At 42.6% G+C, this 21,032-nt stretch carries 12 protein-coding genes and 1 tRNA gene; 6 read left to right on the top strand and 7 right to left on the bottom strand.

Annotated features, from left to right (window positions below; all coding sequences use genetic code 11):
• Nucleotides 1-3,228, bottom strand: a complete 3,228-nt coding sequence (locus VIM89_RS11555) for a SusC/RagA family TonB-linked outer membrane protein (RefSeq protein WP_488156306.1) — start codon at nt 3,226-3,228, stop codon at nt 1-3.
• A gap of 215 nt (nt 3,229-3,443) precedes the next feature.
• Entirely contained in the window at nt 3,444-7,490 is a 4,047-nt protein-coding gene (locus VIM89_RS11560) for a hybrid sensor histidine kinase/response regulator transcription factor (protein ID WP_488156307.1), read from the bottom strand.
• A gap of 290 nt (nt 7,491-7,780) precedes the next feature.
• Here VIM89_RS11560 and VIM89_RS11565 point away from each other — a divergent pair, with 290 nt between their 5' ends.
• Nucleotides 7,781-8,668 (top strand): dienelactone hydrolase family protein, encoded by an 888-nt coding sequence (locus VIM89_RS11565; protein ID WP_488156308.1) that lies wholly within the window; start codon nt 7,781-7,783, stop codon nt 8,666-8,668.
• A gap of 92 nt (nt 8,669-8,760) precedes the next feature.
• Here VIM89_RS11565 and VIM89_RS11570 read toward each other — a convergent pair whose 3' ends face one another.
• The gene (locus VIM89_RS11570) at nt 8,761-9,111 is read right to left on the bottom strand and encodes a hypothetical protein (RefSeq protein ID WP_488156309.1); all 351 of its coding nucleotides are present in this window, start codon (nt 9,109-9,111) and stop codon (nt 8,761-8,763) included.
• A 263-nt stretch (nt 9,112-9,374) separates the two neighbouring features.
• Nucleotides 9,375-11,429 (bottom strand): polyphosphate kinase 1, encoded by a 2,055-nt coding sequence (ppk1, locus tag VIM89_RS11575; RefSeq protein ID WP_488156310.1) that lies wholly within the window; start codon nt 11,427-11,429, stop codon nt 9,375-9,377.
• A 251-nt stretch (nt 11,430-11,680) separates the two neighbouring features.
• Between ppk1 and VIM89_RS11580 the strand changes: the two genes are divergently transcribed.
• Both VIM89_RS11580 and VIM89_RS11585 read left to right on the top strand, forming a co-directional pair.
• Entirely contained in the window at nt 11,681-11,974 is a 294-nt protein-coding gene (locus tag VIM89_RS11580; RefSeq protein WP_488156311.1) for a hypothetical protein, read from the top strand.
• Between the two features lie 318 nt (nt 11,975-12,292).
• Complete coding sequence (locus tag VIM89_RS11585; protein ID WP_488156312.1) at nt 12,293-14,863, top strand: glycosyl hydrolase; 2,571 nt, start codon at nt 12,293-12,295, stop codon at nt 14,861-14,863.
• Between the two features lie 197 nt (nt 14,864-15,060).
• Here VIM89_RS11585 and VIM89_RS11590 read toward each other — a convergent pair whose 3' ends face one another.
• Together VIM89_RS11590 and VIM89_RS11595 are read right to left on the bottom strand one after the other, a co-directional pair.
• Complete coding sequence (locus tag VIM89_RS11590) at nt 15,061-15,351, bottom strand: hypothetical protein (RefSeq protein WP_488156313.1); 291 nt, start codon at nt 15,349-15,351, stop codon at nt 15,061-15,063.
• Between the two features lie 399 nt (nt 15,352-15,750).
• A tRNA-Met gene (locus tag VIM89_RS11595) sits at nt 15,751-15,823 on the bottom strand.
• 153 nt (nt 15,824-15,976) lie between these two features.
• Between VIM89_RS11595 and era the strand changes: the two genes are divergently transcribed.
• Together era and der are read left to right on the top strand one after the other, a co-directional pair.
• The gene (era, locus tag VIM89_RS11600) at nt 15,977-16,855 is read left to right on the top strand and encodes a GTPase Era (RefSeq protein WP_488156314.1); all 879 of its coding nucleotides are present in this window, start codon (nt 15,977-15,979) and stop codon (nt 16,853-16,855) included.
• Between the two features lie 146 nt (nt 16,856-17,001).
• Nucleotides 17,002-18,303 carry a ribosome biogenesis GTPase Der gene (der, locus tag VIM89_RS11605; RefSeq protein WP_488156315.1) on the top strand — a complete coding sequence of 434 codons (1,302 nt, stop codon included), beginning with the start codon at nt 17,002-17,004 and terminating at the stop codon, nt 18,301-18,303.
• A 168-nt stretch (nt 18,304-18,471) separates the two neighbouring features.
• Here der and VIM89_RS11610 read toward each other — a convergent pair whose 3' ends face one another.
• Nucleotides 18,472-20,055, bottom strand: coding sequence for a S41 family peptidase (locus tag VIM89_RS11610; protein ID WP_488156316.1), 1,584 nt, complete (start codon nt 20,053-20,055; stop codon nt 18,472-18,474).
• Nucleotides 20,056-20,163: 108 nt separating this feature from the next.
• Between VIM89_RS11610 and murQ the strand changes: the two genes are divergently transcribed.
• On the top strand, nt 20,164-20,976 hold the full coding sequence (gene murQ, locus VIM89_RS11615) for an N-acetylmuramic acid 6-phosphate etherase (RefSeq protein ID WP_488156317.1): 813 nt from the start codon (nt 20,164-20,166) through the stop codon (nt 20,974-20,976).
• The last annotated feature ends 56 nt before the right edge of the window (nt 20,977-21,032 follow it).

Consider the following 21,032-nt stretch of genomic DNA (forward strand, 5'->3'; position numbering starts at 1 on the left):
TTAGAATTTGACATTAGCACCAATGTTAATTATGCGCTGTTCAGGATAGAACTGGCCGCTCCCATATTGCGCTCCACCATATTGACCGCTTGCGTTGGTTCCTTCAGGGTCGTAGTCTTTAACTTTAGTAATTGTGAACAGGTTGAACGCGCTTACATAGAGACGAATTCCCGAAATATGCAATTTTGATATTGTTGAAGAAGGGAGTGTGTAACCCAACTGCACATTCTTTAATCTAATGAACGAAGCGTCATTCAGCCAGAAGGTGCTGTTATACAAACCACCGCTAACTGCACTGGATGCACGGGTTGAAACCTTTGGATATGTGCCGTTTGGATTGGTAGGGCTCCAGGCATTATCGGCCCATGAGCTGTAATAGTTACCTATAGTTCCTGATTCAGGCAACACATATTGGCTTACTTCAGCCTGTCCGGCGAATAAAACTGACAGGTCAAAGCCTTTATAACCAGCATTCAAATTAAGACCGTATACAATTTGCGGGATATTCCCATATTTTGACCTGATTTGGTCAGCTGCAGTGATTTGTCCGTCGTGGTTGATATCAGCATAGATAAGGTCTCCCACAGTCGCACCTGCAACGTGCGGAGTGCCATCGATCTGAGCTTGAGAGCGGTAAATTCCGGTTGCCTGATACAACAGATAAGTATTAAGCGGGTGACCGGTTTGTGCCTGGTAAGGTATAGTTCCGGCCGCTTCATCCATGTAGATGATCTTGCTCTTTGCGAATGTGAAGTTTCCGGATACACCCCAACTGAATTTACCCGGATGGTTGTAACCTAAAGTACCTTCAAACCCGCTACTGTTTACTTTGCCAATGTTCTCGGCTGGTACTAATGGCGTTCCTCCGTAAGGGCTGCCTGAATAAGGGTTTACGATGCCCGAAGTGCCAGGTAAAGAGCCATTACGGTAAGCCAGGATATTTGAACGTTTTTGAGAGAAGTAGATAGCTTCGAGGGTGAAGTTTTTTAGGAACGTAGCGTTGATACCAATATCAGTTTTCTTGGCTGTTTCCCAGGTTACCTGCGCGTTAGCCAGTTTTGTTAGGTCAATGCCTGGTTGTACTGCTGCGCCTGATCCATTATCCAATACCACCCAGTTGTTAAATGTATAGTTGTCGATATATTGATATGCACTGGTAATATCATCACCAAGTACACCATAAGAAGCGCGTATTTTCAGATCATCGATAAAGCTAAAACTTTTGCTGAACCAATCTTCTTTCGAAATGCGGTAGCCTGCAGAAATTGACGGAAAGTAACCCCAGCGACCTGCAAAGATTGATGATGCATCTGCACGCATCTGGCCTTCCAGCAAATATTTTTCATCAAAATTATAAGCAAGCCTGCTGATAATGCTTCGGCGGTGATAGTCAAAATTACCGTTGTTATCGCTGCTGCTGCCACCATTCAAGGCATCGCTTGCAGCCGTACCACCTTGTGACAATTCAGGTGTAGTTGCTGTTGGGAAATTGTTTCGCTGAGCCCAGAAGTAATCGTAATCTGTTTTGCTTTGCTCATAAGCCACAAATGCGTTGACATTATGCTTTCCAAATTGATGCTCAAAATTCAATTTAATGTTTGTAGTGATCAGCGACTGGTTCAACTGCGATTCGTATAAGTATGCTTTTCCGTTGGCTCCGCCTTCGATGCTTGGCGTATAGGTATTGGTTGAGCTATTATAAGTATAAACAGTATAAGGGGTATAGAATGCTTTATCAAAAGCCCCAGATTTATCAGCAGATAAGAAACCATCCAAAGTCAGGCCTGTAATACCCGGAATTTCATAGCTGCCCTTCAATATACCATTGAACACCTGTTTAGGGTTTCTGTTCAAGCCGCCAATTGCGGTTGGAACTAAGCCGGGGTTAACCTGGTCGATACCCGCTGTAGGCAAGCCGTTTGGATAAAAAGGCGCAGTGGTAGGATATGAACGATAAATAGAACGGAAGATATCACCGGCGCCGGTAGTAGGGTATTGACGGTCTTCTTCGCGGCCTGAAAGTGATAAACCTACTTTAAAACGTTTGGTAACGTTTGCGTCAAGGTTGGTCCTGAAATTATACTGATGATAATTAGTAGCTCCGTTTTTATAAATACCGTCCTGGTAAATAGTACCGATAGATGAGAAATATTTTATATCGTCATTACCACCGGTCAGTGTCAGGCTTTGCTGGTTTTGCAAAGCGTCACTTTTAAGGATAGCCTTTTCCCAGTTGGTATTAGGATAATTGAGCGGATCTGAGCCGTCTTTGAATTTTTGGATCTGGTCAGCAGAGTATACCTGGTTAAAACCGCCCCCCGCATTATTGTAGTAGCTGATATCATTTACAATAGTAGCATAAGTTGCTGCATCAGCCAGCTTAGGTAAACGGGTAGGTGAGCTGAAACCCTGGTTAAAGCTGTAAGAAATGGATGGTTTACCCGCTTTACCATGTTTGGTGGTGATCAGGATTACGCCATTTGCAGCGCGGTTACCATAAACCGCGGCTGAACCATCTTTCAATACAGATACGCTTTCAATGTCATTCGGATCAAGACGCTCTAAACCACCAATTTGACCTGGTACACCATCTACTACAACAAGCACACTGCTGCTGTTCATTGTTTGTAAACCACGGATCACAATGTTTGAACCGTCATAACCGGGTTCACCTGTTCCGTTATTGGCAATTACGCCCGATACCCTGCCCGCAAATGAGTTGGATACGTTTGGTTGCGGGCTCTTTACCAAATCTCCGCCTTTAACTACAGATATTGATCCGGTAAGGGTAGCCTTTTTCTGGGTACCGTAACCAACAACCACAATCTCGTTCAACGATTTGCCGTCAGGACTTAATTGTATATTGATGACATGGCTGGCAGGAACCGTACGCTCTTGAGTACCATAGCCAACCATACTGAAAACCAGGATGGCGTTTTGATCAGGAACGTTTATTTTGAAATGCCCGTTGGCATCAGCCATTGTACCTTGTGAGGTACCTTTAACCAAAATGCTTGCGCCAGGCAATACAGCGCCTTTCTCGTCTATAACAGTACCGGTTATAGTAATATCCTGCACATCAACAGCAGGTTTTGGAACCCGGTGATTGCTGCGTTCAGCAGAGGCGTATAACTTACCGCTTGTTGATAATAGTGCGACTACCGCGAGGCAGAGCAGCCGCTTTTTCCCCCGGGGCGGGGAAAAACCCTTTAGTAAATTTTTTCTCATGTTTTTAAATATTAATAAATAATTGGTCGTTCAATCCCTGCCGGTTACAGCTTAGTGTGCGGATTGCAGATTGCTAATCTCACTGAAAATGTCAAAACCGGAGAGGGGGTAGACCGCAAAATAGAAGGGGTAAATCCGTAATTTTAGTATAAAAAAGCATTATTCAGGCTAGATTAGATACTTTGTGGTTTTGGGGGTGATGTAAATTGCAAAGTCTATACTAGTGTATTGCTTTCGTGATTGACCATGCTGTTCTTAAATGTTCGCCTGTATTTTTTAATGTACTGAGATGGGTTCATGTCAAACAGCTTCTTGAATTGCTCACGGAAGTATTTAATGTCATTAATGCCAACCATATAGGCGGTTTCGAGGATGTTATAATCGGTATGAATAAACAGGTTGGCGGCTTTCCTTAGCCTGATGGATCGGATAAAATTACTGGCCGATTGCCCTGAAATAAATTTGATTTTTTTATACAGGCCCGAATGGGAGATATTAAGCTCTGACGCTAATACCTGCAAATTAAAAGACGGATCGGTAAGGTGCTTTTCGACAACGGCAATACAGTTTTCCAGGAAGGACTTGTACTCAATAGATATCTTATGCGGATTACGATTAAGCGTGATCTCGTTATAAAAATATTTCTGCAGGTTGTTTTTACTTTTCAGTAAGCCGGCTACCCGCGCTTTTAAAATTTCCTTATCGAACGGTTTACTGATATAATCATCGGCGCCACCTTCCACACCTTTTAACTTAATTTCTGATGAGGAGCTCGATGTAAGCAGAATAAACGGTATATGGCTGATCTCCATATCCTCCCGAACCGCCGCACACAATTCAATGCCGCTCATGCCTTCCATCATCACATCGCTGATAATGATCTCAGGCAGGATTTCCCTGATCATTTTTAAGCCTGTTTTTCCGTCTGAAGCGTCGTATACGCGATAATCGATCTTAAACAACTGCTTTAGATACTCCCTGAAATCTTTATTGTCATCGATGATAAGGATCGATTGCAACTCGGCATTCAGATCCGATTCTGCTAGAAGCTCATTGGCATCCTCTGCAAACGTGTTAGCCATTGTTTCATCTTCGATCAGTTCTTTCAGCACCGTCGAATCAATGGTTTGCCTTATCGCCATTTCATCATCCGGAAAATGAGCAGAACCTTTTAAAAGTTGGACAGAGAATTCAGTTCCTACATTTGGAGTGCTTTTATAGTCGATGGCGCCTTTATGTCGTTCAACAAAGTTCTTTACTAAAAATAAACCAATACCAAAACCACCCTCGGCTTGTTTGTTCATCTGCTTCTCCTGGTAAAAACGGTTATATAGTTTATCCCCTGTTGCTTCGTCGATGCCACAACCGGTATCCTTTACACGGATAATCACGTCATTATCTTCTTCCGTAATACTAAAAATGATCTCACCACCTTGAGAAGTAAACTTCATGGCGTTGGATATCAGATTGAATAAGACGATCTCAATTTTTTCGCGGTCGACAAAAAGTTCGATGTAGTCCGAATCGCTGATGAAATCAAAGTGTATACCCCTAAGCTTTGCCTGATGCGAAAAGCAAAGAAAAACTTCCTTGCACAGGTCGATGATATTCAATTGTTCCACCTTCAGCTTCTCAGCCCCCGCTTCTGCTTTGCGGAACAAGAGTAGCTGATCAACCAAACTCAAAAGTCTTTTTGCGTTCCGGTACACAATGCTTAAGCCGGCAGCATCAACTTCGCCGTCTTTGTAAAGAAGCTCTTTAAGCGGATTAATAATAAGGGTCAACGGTGTACGGAACTCATGAGAAACATTAGTGAAGAATGACAGCTTGCGTTCATTCAGTTCCTTTTCTTGTTCGCCCCGTAAGTTGGCAAGCTTTATCTCATAACGCATCGAGGCTTCGTGTTCACGGTATTTTATATAGGCGGCAACAAGGAAAACGCCTGTAAGAACATAAATACAATACGCCAGCCAGGTTTTATACCAGGGTGGAGTTATAACTATAGTAATCGATTTACCCGTGTTGTTCCAAACGCCATCATTATTGGATGCTTTAACTCTGAAAGTATAAGTGCCTGGATCAAGATTGGTATAAGTCGCCTTTCGCTGGCTGCCCACGTAATTCCATTTCTTGTCGAAGCCTTCCAGCATGTAGGCATATTGATTTTTGCCGGGAAGGGTGTAATTCAAAGCCACAAAACCAATTGAGAAGACACTTTGGTTATATTTCAGTGTGATTTGTTTCGCAATGTTTAAGTTTTCCTTCAATGGTCCTTGTGGTGAAGGAGAGACCGATTTATTGAGCACCTGGAAATCCGTAAGGTATACCGGCGGGACGGTAAGATTACGCACCAGTTTGGATGGGTTCAAAAATCCAAAACCTGTTTCGCCAGCCAGGTATATATTCCCGGCGTTATCGGTGCTGATGGCGCTATTGCCAAAAACCCCATCTGCTTCGTCAAAATTATCGATCTTTCCGGTTTGGGGGTTAAAGCGCGAAACTCCTTTTTCGGTAGTTAGCCACAAATTTCCGAGTTTGTCTTCGGTCGCTTCGTTAAATACATTTCCTGAAAAACCATCATCCTGTGTGTAAGCGATAAAGGAGTCCCTGCGCTTATCATACCTGTCGAGACCCTGCGGTGTACAAACCCACATATTCCCTTTTGAATCGAGAAATAACGAATTAATCGCATTGTCGCTTATCCCGCCTTTTTCTTTATCGTTGCTTAGGTATACTTTAAACTTCCGGGTCTTCAGGTCGAACCGGTTCAGCCCTCCGCCGATGGTGCCTATCCAGATGTTATTATCGCGATCTTTTAATAAGCAATTCAAGTGGTTATTGCTAAGGCCTGATTTATCACCGTCGTTATTGTAATAGTGAGTAAAGGTGCCCGTGTTATTATTAAAAATTTTAAACCCTGCATCAGTAGCAAGTCCATAAATTCCCGGTTCAATTTGTATGATATCCCTAAACACATCCTCGTTAAACAAATGCCCGAGATTGGAATGATGATAATGATGTTTGAATTTGCCTGCAACCTCATCAAATTCATCAAACCCGTATTCGGTTAAAACCCACATTTTGCCCGTGGCATCGCTATAGATTTTCCTGATCTGATCATTTCCGAGGCTCGAAGGGTCGGAAGTATGCCTGAAAGTTTTGACGGTTTTGTTTTTCAGATCAAACCTTGTCAATCCTTTATCAGCGCCAAGCCAGATCATGGAATCACGGATCAACATACCGGTTATGACCCGGTATTTTTTATCGAATGGGTAAAAATCAAACTTGTTCTGCCGGTGATCTATCTTGCTTAAGCCATTTTTGGCACTTATCCACACCAGACCGGATTCATCCAAATAAGCATGACCATGTGGGTCATTATCTGCTCCTGTAACTTTTTCCCAGGTTTTTGAGCCGATATTAAACCACCAGAAACTCTCGCTATCACCAACCAGTAGCTTATTATCTTTTAAGTTTAATAAAGTAAAAACAGGCTTCTGTGGATTTAATGGATTATCAAAATGAACGAATGCCTTTGTAAGAGGGTCAAACTCGTATAATCCTTTCCAATAAGAACCTACCCATATCTTGCCATCATCAGTTTCAACCGCTGCCCATAAGTCATTTGGATTCTTTTCAGAAGGAAGGAAAGCTTGTTTATAGTTGTAGAACCGGTTCGCGGCGACATCATATTTATTTAATCCTTCGCCCCAGTTTGCCAGCCAGAGATACTTACCGTCTTCAATAATGGCATTTACCGATTTGCCCTTCATCGCAAACGGATTACCTGCATCCGGCAGATAGTTTTTGAAAGAATGCGTTTTCTCGATGAAGAGGTTAAATCCATTATCTGTCCCAATCCAAACACGACCGTAACTATCAGCCAGCAAGCTCCATATTTTATCATTGCTTACCGATGCGTGGTTAGCATCCTTATGGTAAAAGCGGGTAAACTTTTCTGTATTCGGGTCAAAAAGATTAAGTCCGTCCATTGTCCCAACCCAAATCCTGCCTTTATTATCTTCTGCAAGGGCATTAATGTAATTATTTGAAATGCTGGTGCTGTCGCCTTTTTTATTGGTGAATGTTTTAAAAGCATAGCCATCAAATTTACAAAGGCCGTTTTCTGTGCCTATCCACATAAACCCGCTCCGGCTTTTGATCACCGTTGTGGCATTTCTTGATGGTAATCCATCCTGTATCGTATACCGGGAGATAACGAGATTTGCAGTCTCCTGGTAACCCGATTCCGTATTTTGCATCTGCGCAAAAGCCGGAATCCAGCACAATAGGAAAACAACAGTCGTTTTTAGCTTAGTAAACACGCTCGCTCTTAATTGGTTAACACTCGCCAGGCTAAAGTAACATTTTTATTATAATTGTTAAAATTACAATTAAAATTAAGTTAATTTTAAGAACTTATTTAGATGTTTCATCAAAAATATTACTGTTCTTAAAGAGATTTATTTCCCTTCTGAGAAACACCTGATTACAGTTCGAATGTTATGCTATTCAGTATATTTGAATTAAGCATCCAATAAAACATTCACCTATGAGCCAGATAAAGAAAGAAGACGTAAGCCAGGAAGTTTTCGACCTGTATGATGATTATGCACACAGCCGCATAGACCGCCGCACCTTTGTTCAGAAATTGTCTATTTATGCCGTTGGTGGATTAACTGTTTCTTCACTGATGAGTTTCCTGATGCCGGATTATCAAAACAGTATCCAGGTAAAGCAGGACGATCCCCGACTGGATTCAGGCTATATTACTTATTCATCACCCAAAGGCGGTGGCAATATTAAGGCCTTGCTATCAAAACCTAAAGATGCCAAAGGCAAATTGGGCGGCATTGTGGTGGTGCACGAGAACCGGGGACTGAACCCTTACATAGAAGATGTTGCGCGGCGGGCAGCTGTAGCCGGTTTTATCACTATTGCACCTGATGCGTTAACACCACTGGGCGGTTACCCCGGCAATGACGACAAGGGCCGCGAAATGCAGTCACAAAGAAAACCAGCCGAAATGCTGGAAGATTTTATCGCCGCATTTGAGTACCTGAAACAGAACCAATATTGCAACGGCAAAGTGGGTGTTGTTGGCTTTTGCTTTGGAGGCGGTATAGCTAATCAAATGGCGGTTCGCTTACCCGACCTTGCCGCAGCAGTGCCATTTTATGGTGCCCAACCGCCTGCGGAAGATGTACCTAAGATACATGCACCTCTGCTATTACATTATGCTTCACTAGATACAAGGATTACCGGCGGTTGGCCCGCCTATGAGGAAGCTTTAAAGGCCAATGGTAAAAAATACCAGGCTTATATTTATGAAAACGCCAACCATGGTTTTCATAACGATACAACGCCACGCTACGATAAGGCAGCGGCAGAACTGGCCTGGAAACGAACCATTGACTTTTTTAATACATATCTGAAATAAGGCACTTCGGGTAATTTGTTAAATCCCGTTAAATAAAAAGTCTTTAGCTAATACTAAAGACTTTAACGTTTTAAGATGAGATGCTCTGACTATTAACGCAGTATAAACGTCAAAATCATCACCACATGTGCTACAACATTAAGCGCTACAAGAGAAATTAAAACGCTGGTTTTTGAACCGCCCATACCGGCAATAATATTGGCAAAGAAAAGCGTAAGCGTAACGGCTAACACTGATTCAGACGCATTGTAATAATAGATCAGGGCTGGGGGGATAGGTAAGATCAATACAGCTTGCGCCAGTAACGAGATCATGAACCACGCTAAACGTTTATCCTTCTGACTTTCAATAAATGCCCTGAGCCGGTTTGAAATTGTATAATTTTTTTCGGGTGCTTCAATGCTAGTCTCGTCGATTGATGGTTGCAATTTTAAAGTATTCATGATGTGTATTTATTTGATTTGTTATAAAAATATATTAATACCTTTTTATCTTTTATTGGAGTAAATTTTTTAATCAAGTTTCCTGTTTAGATCAATAGCTGCTATTTGATTAAATGCTCTCATTGTTCAGTACAAAGATATAACTTCTAATAATAAAAGACAAAAATATCTTTTATTATTAGAATTAAGACCAAGCCCAATCAGACAAAAACCTGAATTGACCTGATGGATTTCTATAAAATTTTATCAGCTGTTGATCTGAATCATTTTTTAGTCATCAATTGATAGAAAGCTTCCTGGGTATCATATCCGCATTCTGTTCCCGGCTCAATCGGTATTGATTTAAGATTTTGATCAATCAAGCTCGATTTGCGATATGGCGCTAACTGAAGGTTTATAAAGCTGAATATCTCTTCTTTGCAGGCTTCGTCATATACAGGAAATACTACCTCCACCCTTGATCGTAGGTTTCGTTCCATCCAGTCCGAAGATCCCAGGAAAATCTTTGGCTCGTTGTTATTGTTGAAAATAAATACCCTTGAATGTTCCAAATACCTTCCTATAACACGGGTCAATGAAATATTTTCACTAAGGCCTGGTACTCCTGGTCTTAAACGGCAAATACTGCGAACGATCAGGTCTATTTTTACTCCGGCATTAGAAGCTTCGTAAAGTGAATCGATCATCTCGCTATCTTCGAGATTGTTCAACTTAATAATGATCTTCCCCTCGCCACCACTTTTGGCAATTTCTATTTCATCATTTATCAATTCTTTAAACCTGTCGATTATATTAAATTGAGAGACAAGTAAATGATTAAATGGAGCAGGCTGCTTACCGGTGTACAAGTAAAGAAATACCTCTCTTAATTCTTCATTCATTGCCTTGTTGGAGGTGAGCAGACCGATATCAGAATAAATCCCTGCCGTTCTTTCGTTAAAATTTCCGGTACCATAAAACCCATAAGTTTTGGTTTCACCATCTTTCACGCGGGTAATCAAAGCCGTTTTAGCATGAACCTTTATATCGGGAAGGCTGTACGAAATTTCTATTCCCGCCTTTTCCATTTTCTCTGCCCATAGCAGGTTATTAGCTTCATCAAACCGGGCCTTTACTTCTACAAATGCCCTGACTTTTTTACCATTTTTAGAAGCACTGATAAGCGCATTTACAATATGGGAGTCGGATGCAACCCGGTAAAAAGTAGCCATGATCTCGGTTACGTAAGGATCGAGTACCGCCTGGTTAAAGAATATCAATACATGGTCATAAGACTGATAAGGAAAATGCAATAAAAAGTCCTTCTCGTCCAACGCCTTAAAATAATGCTTGTAAGATGCCAGTTCGTGGTGTTTTAATGGCTTCCATTTAGCCAGGGCCGGCAATGAATCAGGCGGAATCGGGAAAGAAAAGAAGTCACTCATTTGCTGGTATCTCCCGGTAGCGGTCAATTCATCGCTTTCTATATTGAACAGATCTACGCAAAGTGATACCAGTTCATTTGGCATGGCCGTATCATACTGAAACCGGGATGGCGCTCCCAAAGACCGTTGCGCCAACCTACTCTTCATTTGGCTGGCGATAGACCCTAAATGTTCATCAATACTAAGCTCAGCATCCCTGTTCAATTTAATCGAGAAGCAGCCTTTTACGGTATAATTTTCCAGTAATCTTTCTCCCCCTATCCGTACAATGTCATCCAAATAAATTACATAGTGTTTATCTTCTATCTTCGGCAAAGCTATAAACCTGGGGAGATGCTGGGTTGGCAAGTTTAACAAGATGAGCTGTTCAGCACTACCATTATGCAATACCTGCCATACCAAATAGAGTTGACGATCCTCAAGAAAAGGGGTTGTTTTATCTGTTAACCAGATCGGTTGCAAATAGGAAGCAACCTGGGTATTAAAGTATTCGTAGATAAATTCAAGATGTTCCTCGTGCACTTCTTTGTGATCCTGGTAAAGAATAATATTGTTTGCCGTTAAATCCGGGATCACGACGGTTGCCAAAATAGAACGCAGGTAATTGGTCTGATAACTTGCTTCCTTACGTACTGCGGCCAATATGTCGTGATAAGAGCTGTTCTCCTCATCATTAAAATCTCCTAATTTGCTAAGGGATTCCAAATGTGCGACCCTGACTCTATAAAATTCATCCAGGTTAGATGCATGGATGGCAATAAATTTTATTTTTTCAACAAGGGGCAATTGCGGATCCAGGCTTTCTTCCAGCACGCGGAGATTGAAGCCCAGCCAACTCAGGTCCCGGTTGAAGTATTTCGTTGTTTCAACAGTGGGTTCACTTAAATTTTCCATAGTAGTTTTTTTCTATTGGATGAAGGGCTGGCTAGTATACTTTCGTATATGGAAAGCCAACAAAAACATAGCAGAGGAATTTCTGCATCTTCCGAAAATAACTACCTCATGTTATGGGAATATTAAATTATGATGAATTCCGGCAAGGGGTAAATGAGCACGCAATCGGGCAACCAATTAATGCAGATATACAGCAAAGAAGTGTGGGTTGATACCCGTGTCTTTATTGAACTTTTTATACTTTTAATCCAATGAAAACTTTAACCGAATTTAAAGAATCATTGGATTTAGAACAGCCTGCCAGCGGGCTATCCGCACAATTAACAAGCCTTTGGTATGATGGCAAAGGCGATTGGAATAAAGCGCACGCCCGGGTTGATCAGCTGACAGACCGGGCATCAGCATGGGTACATGCCTATCTGCACCGTAAAGAGGGAGATATTTGGAATGCCGATTATTGGTATAACAGAGCAGGGCAAACACGCCCGAACCTCTCTTTGGAAGAAGAATGGGAACAGTTGGTATCGCATTTTCTCCGAGGCTAATGAGTATTAAATTATCTAAAAGAGATTAAGAAACTTTTTCCGTAGCCCCAATCGGACTAAAACTGAACCTTTTAATCGAATCAATTAAGATTTCATCGTCGATTTGATGACTTGTTTTCTGGCATTCTGGACAGTTATAGCATCAACAAAGTCAAAATGTACACCTATGAAAACTATTTAATTTCACTCGTTCAAAACTGCCTGAACTTGTATAAAGCCTGCTGATAAATGAATAAGCTTGTTACATCATCTTATCCGCTATGCTAAAAATTATTGATAGCTTAGGGCAACCTCATTATTTTTATTATTCCTCCATAAATGACAAACCCTATCAAGTCAGAATTCATTGTACTAAAAATAACAAACAGTTTTTTTGCTATCCGAAATGATCGCCTCGGCGCAATCCTTACGCTCCTGCTGACTTTTTTCACTACAGTTGCTTTTGCACAGGAAAAACTGGCCACTACAATACACACTTCCGATCCGGAAGAGTTATTCCATCATCCGCCTGAGTCTGCAAAGCCAGGCGTGCTTTGGATGTGGATGGGTTCGAACGTGACAAAAGCAGGCATCACCAAAGACCTTGAAGCGCTGAAACAGGAAGGCTTTAACCTTGCTGTCATGTCGACTTTGGCTGATATTACCATACCGCCGCCAGCGGTCATCGGCAAATCGCCTACACCAGAGATCATTGGTTGGACGGAGCCATGGTGGAAGCTGGTGGCTTTTGCAATGTCGGAAGCGAAGCGGTTAAACATGAAGATAGCGCTATTTAATTGTCCGGGTTATGAGGCCAGCGGCGGCCCATGGATAACACCCCAGCAATCGATGCAGGAAGTATGCTGGAGCAGCACTAAGGCGGATGGAAATACCGATGTAAAGGTCAAGCTGGCCAAACCAACGGTAAATCCGCACTCGAATATGCGTTTTCCGGTATACAACCAGGCAACGGGTTTAGTGGAGTTCCCGATCATCGATGCGCGAAGCAAATATTACAAGGACATATCGGTACTTGCTATGCCTGCTACCGGCATTGTAAGCAAAGACAGTATCATTGACCTGAGCGCCAAAATGGATACCGCCGGGAACCTCAACTGGAACGCACCTGCAGGTAAATGGATCATTTACCGTTTTGGGCATACCACTACAGGCGCGCTCATACAGCCCGCGCAGCCACAGGCCACAGGTTTGGAGTGTGATAAGATGAACTATGAAGCAGTTAGCTTTCATATGGATCACATGATCAGCGAGATCAAAAGGCATGTGGGTCAATATGTGGGCAATACCTTAATGGGCATTTATTTCGATAGTTATGAGATCGATCCGGTAACCTGGACGCCAAAGATGAAAGAGGAGTTTTTGAAACGTGAGGGATATGATATTACACCTTATATAGCAACGTTCGCCGGCAGGACGATCGGTAGCAGGGCGGATTCAACCAAGTTCAGGTATGATTTCTCTAACCTGACTTTGGAGCTGTTCAGGGACGTTTACTTTAAAACAATAGCTCAAAAATTAAAAGCGGCAAACCTCGAATTTTTGAGCGAGGCTTACGGTGGCCCATGGCGCTTTGATGATGTGACGCCGCAGGTTGGAGACCCAATGTGCGAGTTTTGGACGGACAATGGACGCTTGACGAGTTATATGACCGAACCCGCCCTGGCAGCTATTCGCAAAACCGGCAAAAATTTGATCCTTGCCGAAGCCTTTACCGGCCAGCCGGCCAACAGCAAATGGGATGAATACCCAGCATGGCTTAAACCTATTGGGGATATGGCATTTTGCATGGGCGTGAACCGTTTTGTGATCCACCGTTTTGCACACCAGCCGTGGGACGATAAATATCTGCCAGGCGCAACTATGGGCCAATGGGGCACGCACTTCGACAGGACCCAAACCTGGTGGAAGCCGGCTGCAGCAAGCGTGCAATACTGGCAACGCTGCGAGGCATTATTACAATGGGGGCATTACGTAAAGCCTGATAGTGATATGGTGGCGGTTGATTACCCTGATGGAGTGAATATCAATTACACCCATCGTCAGCAGGAACATGCCGATATTTTTTTTGTGGCGAATACCACGCACAATGGTGGCTATGCTTATTGCCAGTTTAAAATAAGCGGCATGCAGCCTGAGCTTTGGGACCCGGTAACTGGCGAAATACGCGACCTGCAGCAGTTTGACGATGATAAAAAATACACGCGTATAGCCCTGAATTTTGATGATGCACAGAGCTTCTTTGTGGTCTTCAGGAAAAAATATGTGAAGCCGGGAGGCGTAGTCAAAGCAAACTTTCCGGAACTGAAACGTTTGCAGGTAATAAAAGGACAATGGCAGGTGCAATTCGACCCTAAATGGGGTGGCCCCGATAAGCCTGTGCCTTTTGATACGTTGAAAGACTGGACAAAGAATGTTAACCCGGGCATCAAGTATTTTAGCGGTACTGCTGTATATAAAATAAATTTTGATGCGCCGGGTGCTAAAACGCATCATGAAATTTATTTAGATCTGGGCCTTGTAAAACACATAGCGCATGTGTACCTGAACAATAAAGACCTCGGCGTGATATGGACCGCGCCATGGAGCGTAATGATACCCACCAATCTGCTGAAGACCACAGGCAATAGCCTTACCATTGAAGTGACCAACGTATGGGCAAACCGGCTGATTGGCGATGAACAAGAGCCGGACGATTGCGAATGGATGCCTCACTCATACTTTTATAATAGCGGCAAATATCTGAAAGAGTTCCCTGACTGGTTTTTACATAACCAGCCACGGCCATCCAAAGGCAGATACTGTTTTACCACATGGAACTACTTCAGCAAAGAGTCGCCGCTGGTGCCATCGGGCTTGATGGGGCCGGTACAATTGCTTGTTGGAGATTAAATGATCCTTGGAAATGTTGCTGTTTTAGTGCCAGATATCGGACCAACCAACAACGGAAAGGAATAACAAAGCCCCGAGTTTTCACTCGAGGCTTTTCAGGTAGCCTCAATCGGACTAAAATCCGAACCGCTTCGCGGAAAACATCAAAGTACTGGCAGCAATAATTTAGCGGTGATAACACAAACCACAGACTAAAATCAGTCAGCTGGTACTATATATCCATTGGAGATTATATTGGCATCTGGGAAATTGGTATTACTTTCTGTTACGACGACATTGCCATTATATTCGACGTTAAAGCTAAGTGGTGCATTCTTAGGTCCAGCTAAATAGTATTCTAACACATTACCCGGAGCGACATGAAAAGAATAATCGTAATTGTCTGTGTTCAATTTTATACTATCCAATGTTTTTCGAACAAAGCCATTATCGGCCAGTTGTGTAATTATAAAGGTCATTGGTGCTTTCCCTATGACGTGTACACTCATGTTAGGAGGTATTGGCGTTTCCTTTTTGGAACATGCAACCAAGGACAGCAAAAGTGATAAGAGGGTTAGATATTTCATTATCGATACAAATTATAAATTAACAAATTATGATTGCCGGGTTATTTTCTTGAGACAATTGACAAAGTTCAAGTCATTTATAAAGAAACCAAACCGACTTCAAATCTTAATTCCTTCAGTCCATATCTTCGAAACTTATTAGGGGTCAAAATACGTATTTTTCATTAATGTATGATTATGGGATTAGATTCCCATAAGGGCTTCTCACAAAACCCTCGTGCTGTCCGAAATTTATAACTTCGGACGAATATGCTGGTAGTCTCCGGCTACCGAATATTAAACAAAAAGCCTCAAATCTTTCGACTTGAGGCTTTTAACTTGTAGCGGGAGCAGGACTCGAACCTACGACCTTCGGGTTATGAGCCCGACGAGCTACCAACTGCTCCATCCCGCACTCTATTGGTGGATTTCACCGATTCTTTTATGATTACCCAGATTGAAATCAGTGTAATCTTGTACCCAATCTGTGAAATCTCTATTTTTAATTGGGACTGCAAAGATATAATTCGTTTCTTTGCAGTCCAAATAATATTTTAATTATTTTTCTATGAGTCATAAGGCAGGTTTTGTAAGCATAATTGGTAAGCCCAACGCAGGCAAGAGCACCCTTATGAATGCACTTGTAGGCGAAAAGATGTCTATCATCACCCCTAAAGCGCAAACCACACGGCATCGGATACTAGGCATCGTGAATGGCGAGGATTACCAGATTGTGTTTTCAGATACACCGGGCATAATGAAACCACACTATGCCTTGCAGGAAACCATGATGCACCAGGTAAATGGTTCGCTGGTGGATGCCGATCTGGTTTTGCTGGTCACTGATATTAACGAAAAACACGACGAAAGCGATATCCTGGAAAAATTGCAGGGATCATTTGCACCGTTATGCGTGATCATCAATAAGATCGATAAATCAGACGAGGAAACTGTAAAGCAAAAGATAGTCTACTGGCAGGAAAAACTAAACCCCAAGGCTATTTTTGCTGTTTCGGCATTAAAGGAGCATAACGTAATTGCAGTGATGAACTTTGTAATGGAGCATTTGCCCGAACATCCGGCTTATTACGAAAAGGACTTTCTTACTGACCGAAATGATCGCTTTTTTGCATCGGAGATCATCCGCGAAAAGATATTTAAGATGTATGAAAAGGAAATCCCTTATAGTACTGAAGTAATTATAACGGCCTTTAAAGAAGGCGACGAGCTATACCGTATCAGTTCAGAAATTATTGTTGAGCGCGAGTCGCAAAAGAATATCCTGATCGGTAAAGGCGGTGAAAGTTTAAAGAAAGTTGGTACCTATGCACGCAAGGATATGGAAGAATTTTTCCAAAGAAAGATCTTCCTGGAAATGTTCGTAAAGGTGATCCCCGACTGGCGCAGCAAGAAAAATTACCTGAAAAAATTCGGGTACGAGGATTAGATATGAGATTTGAGACGTGAGATATGAGAACAATAAAATTGATTAATTATCTCCACATCAAAACTCAAAACTATAAATTGGATGCGGATTTTGATTTGTGCAGTTCGGTCTCACATCTCAAATCTCACATCTCAAATCTAAACAAAATGAGCAATATAGTAGCCATAGTAGGCAGGCCGAATGTAGGCAAGTCGACCTTATATAACCGTTTAACCGAAACCCGCAAGGCCATTGTGGATGACTTTAGCGGCGTTACACGCGACCGTCATTATGGTGTTGCCGAGTGGATCAACAAGCCATTCACGGTGATTGATACCGGTGGTTATGTGGCTAACTCTGAAGATGTATTCGAGGCTGCCATACGCGAGCAGGTGATTATAGCCATTGAAGAAGCTACTGTGATCCTTTTCCTGGTGGATGTAACTACCGGGATTACCGATCTGGATGACGAAATAGCAGCCTTGTTACGTCGCAGCAAGAAACCAGTATATGTAGTAGTGAATAAAGTGGATAATAATGCGCTTCAATCAGATGCTACCGTGTTTTACAGTCTTGGTCTAGGCGATATCTACAATATTTCATCTATGACGGGTTCTGGAACCGGTGAATTATTGGATGAAGTGGTGACGAATTTTACCGATGAGCCACTGGAAGAAAATACATTGCCAAAATTTGCCATTGTTGGTCGACCTAATGTGGGTAAATCATCCATCATCAACGCTTTTGTGGGTAAGGAAAGAAATATTGTTACTCCAATAGCCGGTACTACACGGGATTCAATTCATATTCATTACAACCAGTACGGGCATGATTTTATGCTGATCGATACTGCCGGATTGCGTAAAAAGACCAAGGTTAAAGAGAATATCGAGTTCTACTCTGTGATGCGTACCATCAAAGCTCTGGAAGAAGCTGATGTTGTGATATTGATGATCGATGCGGTTGAAGGTATTGAGTCGCAGGATATCAATATTTTTCACCTGGCCGAAAAGAATAAGAAGGGTATTGTGATCGTGGTGAATAAGTGGGATTTGATCGAAAAGAATAATAAAACCAGCAAGGTTTTCGAGGAAATGATCCGTAACAAGATCGCGCCATTTACAGATATCCCGGTTGTGTTTACTTCAGTTACCGAAAAGCAGAGAGTATTGAAAGTAATTGAAATGGCTGAAAAGGTGTATGAAAACCGCCGCAAAAAAATATCTACCTCAAAACTGAACGAGGTGATGCTGCCGATCATCGAAAGCTATCCGCCGCCATCAATCAAAGGCAAATACGTCAAAATAAAATACATTACCCAGCTGAACGGTATTGCCCCTATGTTTGCATTCTTTTGTAACCTGCCGCAGTATATTAAGGAGCCTTATCAGCGTTTTCTGGAAAACAAGCTTCGCGAAAATTTTGATTTTACGGGTGTGCCGGTACAGATATTCTTCAGACAGAAATAATTTGATGTGCAAATGTGAGGATGTGCAGATATGCAAATTAGAAGATGTGCAAATGCGAGAATATGCGGATGTGCAGATTGCTTTAAAATTACTCATCTGCAAATTTACTCATTTGCATATCTGCACATCAAAGACATCTGCACATTCACGCATCTGCACATTTGCATATCAGTTAATGGTTGCAATGGCTTTTTTCAGCGTTTCGTCATCTTTGTTCAATGCCTGGTAATAGGCGCCATCACCCCATTTAAAGCGGGCTGCAAAAGCTTTTAGGTATAATTTGATATCGGCTTTTGAGGTCTTTATCTCTTTGGAGTCCATCTCCTTTAGTGTTTTGGAGGCATAAAGGATAAAGTCATCAAACTGGTTATCGCTTACGGTATAATTGCTCAAAAAACTGTCATCGTTTTTATAACTGTTTAGTATGCCTTGCATTTTATCGATCACAAAAGCATTGAATAGCTGTTGATTGCCCAACTCCTGTATCAGCATAGTATTGCCGGTAGTATCTGCCGGAACAAAAACATCAGGCATAATGCCGCCACCACTAAACACTTTGCGACCCGATGAGGTATGATAAACTGCTGCCTTTTTAAATGCGCTGTCTTTTAAATAATTCTCTTCTGAGAATAACTCCCCTTTTTGTACCCGTTCATTTACCTCATTGCGGTAATTTTCGGCACCGTCTTTATAGGATTTTTGAATTGACCGTCCTGACGGAGTATAATATCTTGCCACAGTAAGGTTCACCGCAGACCCGTCATTAAAAGTAAACTGCTGCTGAACTAATCCTTTGCCAAATGAACGCCTGCCTACAATTGTCGCACGGTCAAAATCCTGTAATGCCCCGGCTAATATTTCGCTTGCTGATGCAGAATACTCATCTATCAAAACAGCCAACTTGCCAGTTTTAAATAGGCCCGAATCTGTTGCCAGGTACTCAGCACGTGGTTCATGGACACCTTTGGTGTATACAATTAGTTTGCCTTTTTCAAGGAACTCGCTGGCCAGTTCGGTAGCTGCGCTCAGGTAACCGCCTCCGTTTCCGCGCAGGTCGATCACAAGCTTCTGCATACCTTTTGCCTTCAGTTTTTTAAGCGCATCACGAAAATCAGGATCGGTAGTTGCAGCAAATTTGCTGATCTTGATATAACCGGTCGAAGGTGTAACCATATAAGATGCATCCAAACTGCTCAGGTCGACGTGGCCGCGTTTGAGGTGATAAACTTTGATGGAGTTATTGCCAGGCGTTAATACGGAAAGTGATATTTGAGAATCTTTATCGCCTTTGAAAGCCTTATTTACTATTGAAGGAGTGAGATTAGTGCCCGAGAATTTCTTATTGTTCACTTCGATCACTCTATCGCCGTCCGTGATACCCGCCTTTTCGGCTGGTCCGTCACCATAAACCTGTGTGATTATTAAAGTGTCGCGAAGTATCTGGTATTCAATACCGATGCCATTAAAGCCGCCATCCAGTTTTTCATTAATAGATTCTGCCTGTTGCGGTGGCAAATAAAGCGAATGCGGGTCGAGGTTTTGAAGCAGGTTGTTTACGGCAACACCCTCAATGCTGTCTACATTCACCGAGTCTACATAATTATGGTGCACCAACTGCAATACCCTGGATATTTTGCTGGTACCCGGAAAAGTGAAACCACGACGCGGACTTTCGGCCAGGTATAAACCAATGGCTATACCTAACAGAAGGAGAATCGTTGACCTGAAAATAATCTGCGCCGCTCTTTTCATACCGTAATCACAAAGTTAATCAATTGAAAGTTAAGGCAAATAATTATATACCCGCTTTACTTACATTTAATGATTTTTAACGAATTTTGTTAAAATAAGATATACCAAATGGAACGGACTACCGAAAAAGACTCTCACTACAACAACCTGGAGCAAATGCCGGTGTCTGAGATACTTAAAAACATTAATCAGGAAGACCATACCGTGCCCGATGCCGTAGCCAAGGCATTGCCGCAGATCGAGAAGCTGGTTGAAATTACGGCTGAAAGAATGAGAAACGGCGGACGCCTTTTTTACATCGGGGCCGGAACCAGCGGTCGCCTTGGGGTGGTTGATGCCTCCGAATGCCCGCCAACATTTGGTGTACCATTTGATATGGTTGTCGGACTGATAGCGGGCGGCGATGGCGCGATACGCAAGGCAGTAGAATTTGCCGAGGATGACAGGGAACAAGCCTGGAAAGACTTATCAGCTTACGATATCACTGATCATGACGTGGTGGTGGGCATTGCTGCATCGGGCACTACACCTTATGTGATCGGCGGTTTGCGGATGGCTAACGAAAGAAACATTACGACAGGCTGTATTGTATGCAATACAGGCAGCCCGGTGGCAGCCGAAGCGAAATATCCTGTTGAGGTGATAACCGGTCCTGAATTTGTGACAGGCTCTACCCGTATGAAAGCCGGAACGGCACAAAAGTTGGTGCTGAATATGTTGAGCACAGCGGTAATGATCCAGCTGGGCCGGGTAAAAGGAAACAAAATGGTGGATATGCAGCTGACCAACCACAAGCTGGTCGACCGCGGCACACGTATGGTAATGAACTATACCGGGCTGGGTGAAGCAGCAGCAACTGAGCTATTGTTGAAGTACGGAAGCGTGCGCAGAGCCGTGGAAGTGCACATGCAAGGAGAGTAGTGGATGTGCGGATATGCAAATGAGTAAATGTGCAGATGTCTTTGATGTGCAAATAT

Origin of the sequence: Mucilaginibacter sp. (genome assembly GCF_036568825.1) — a bacterium.
GTDB lineage: Bacteria > Bacteroidota > Bacteroidia > Sphingobacteriales > Sphingobacteriaceae > Mucilaginibacter.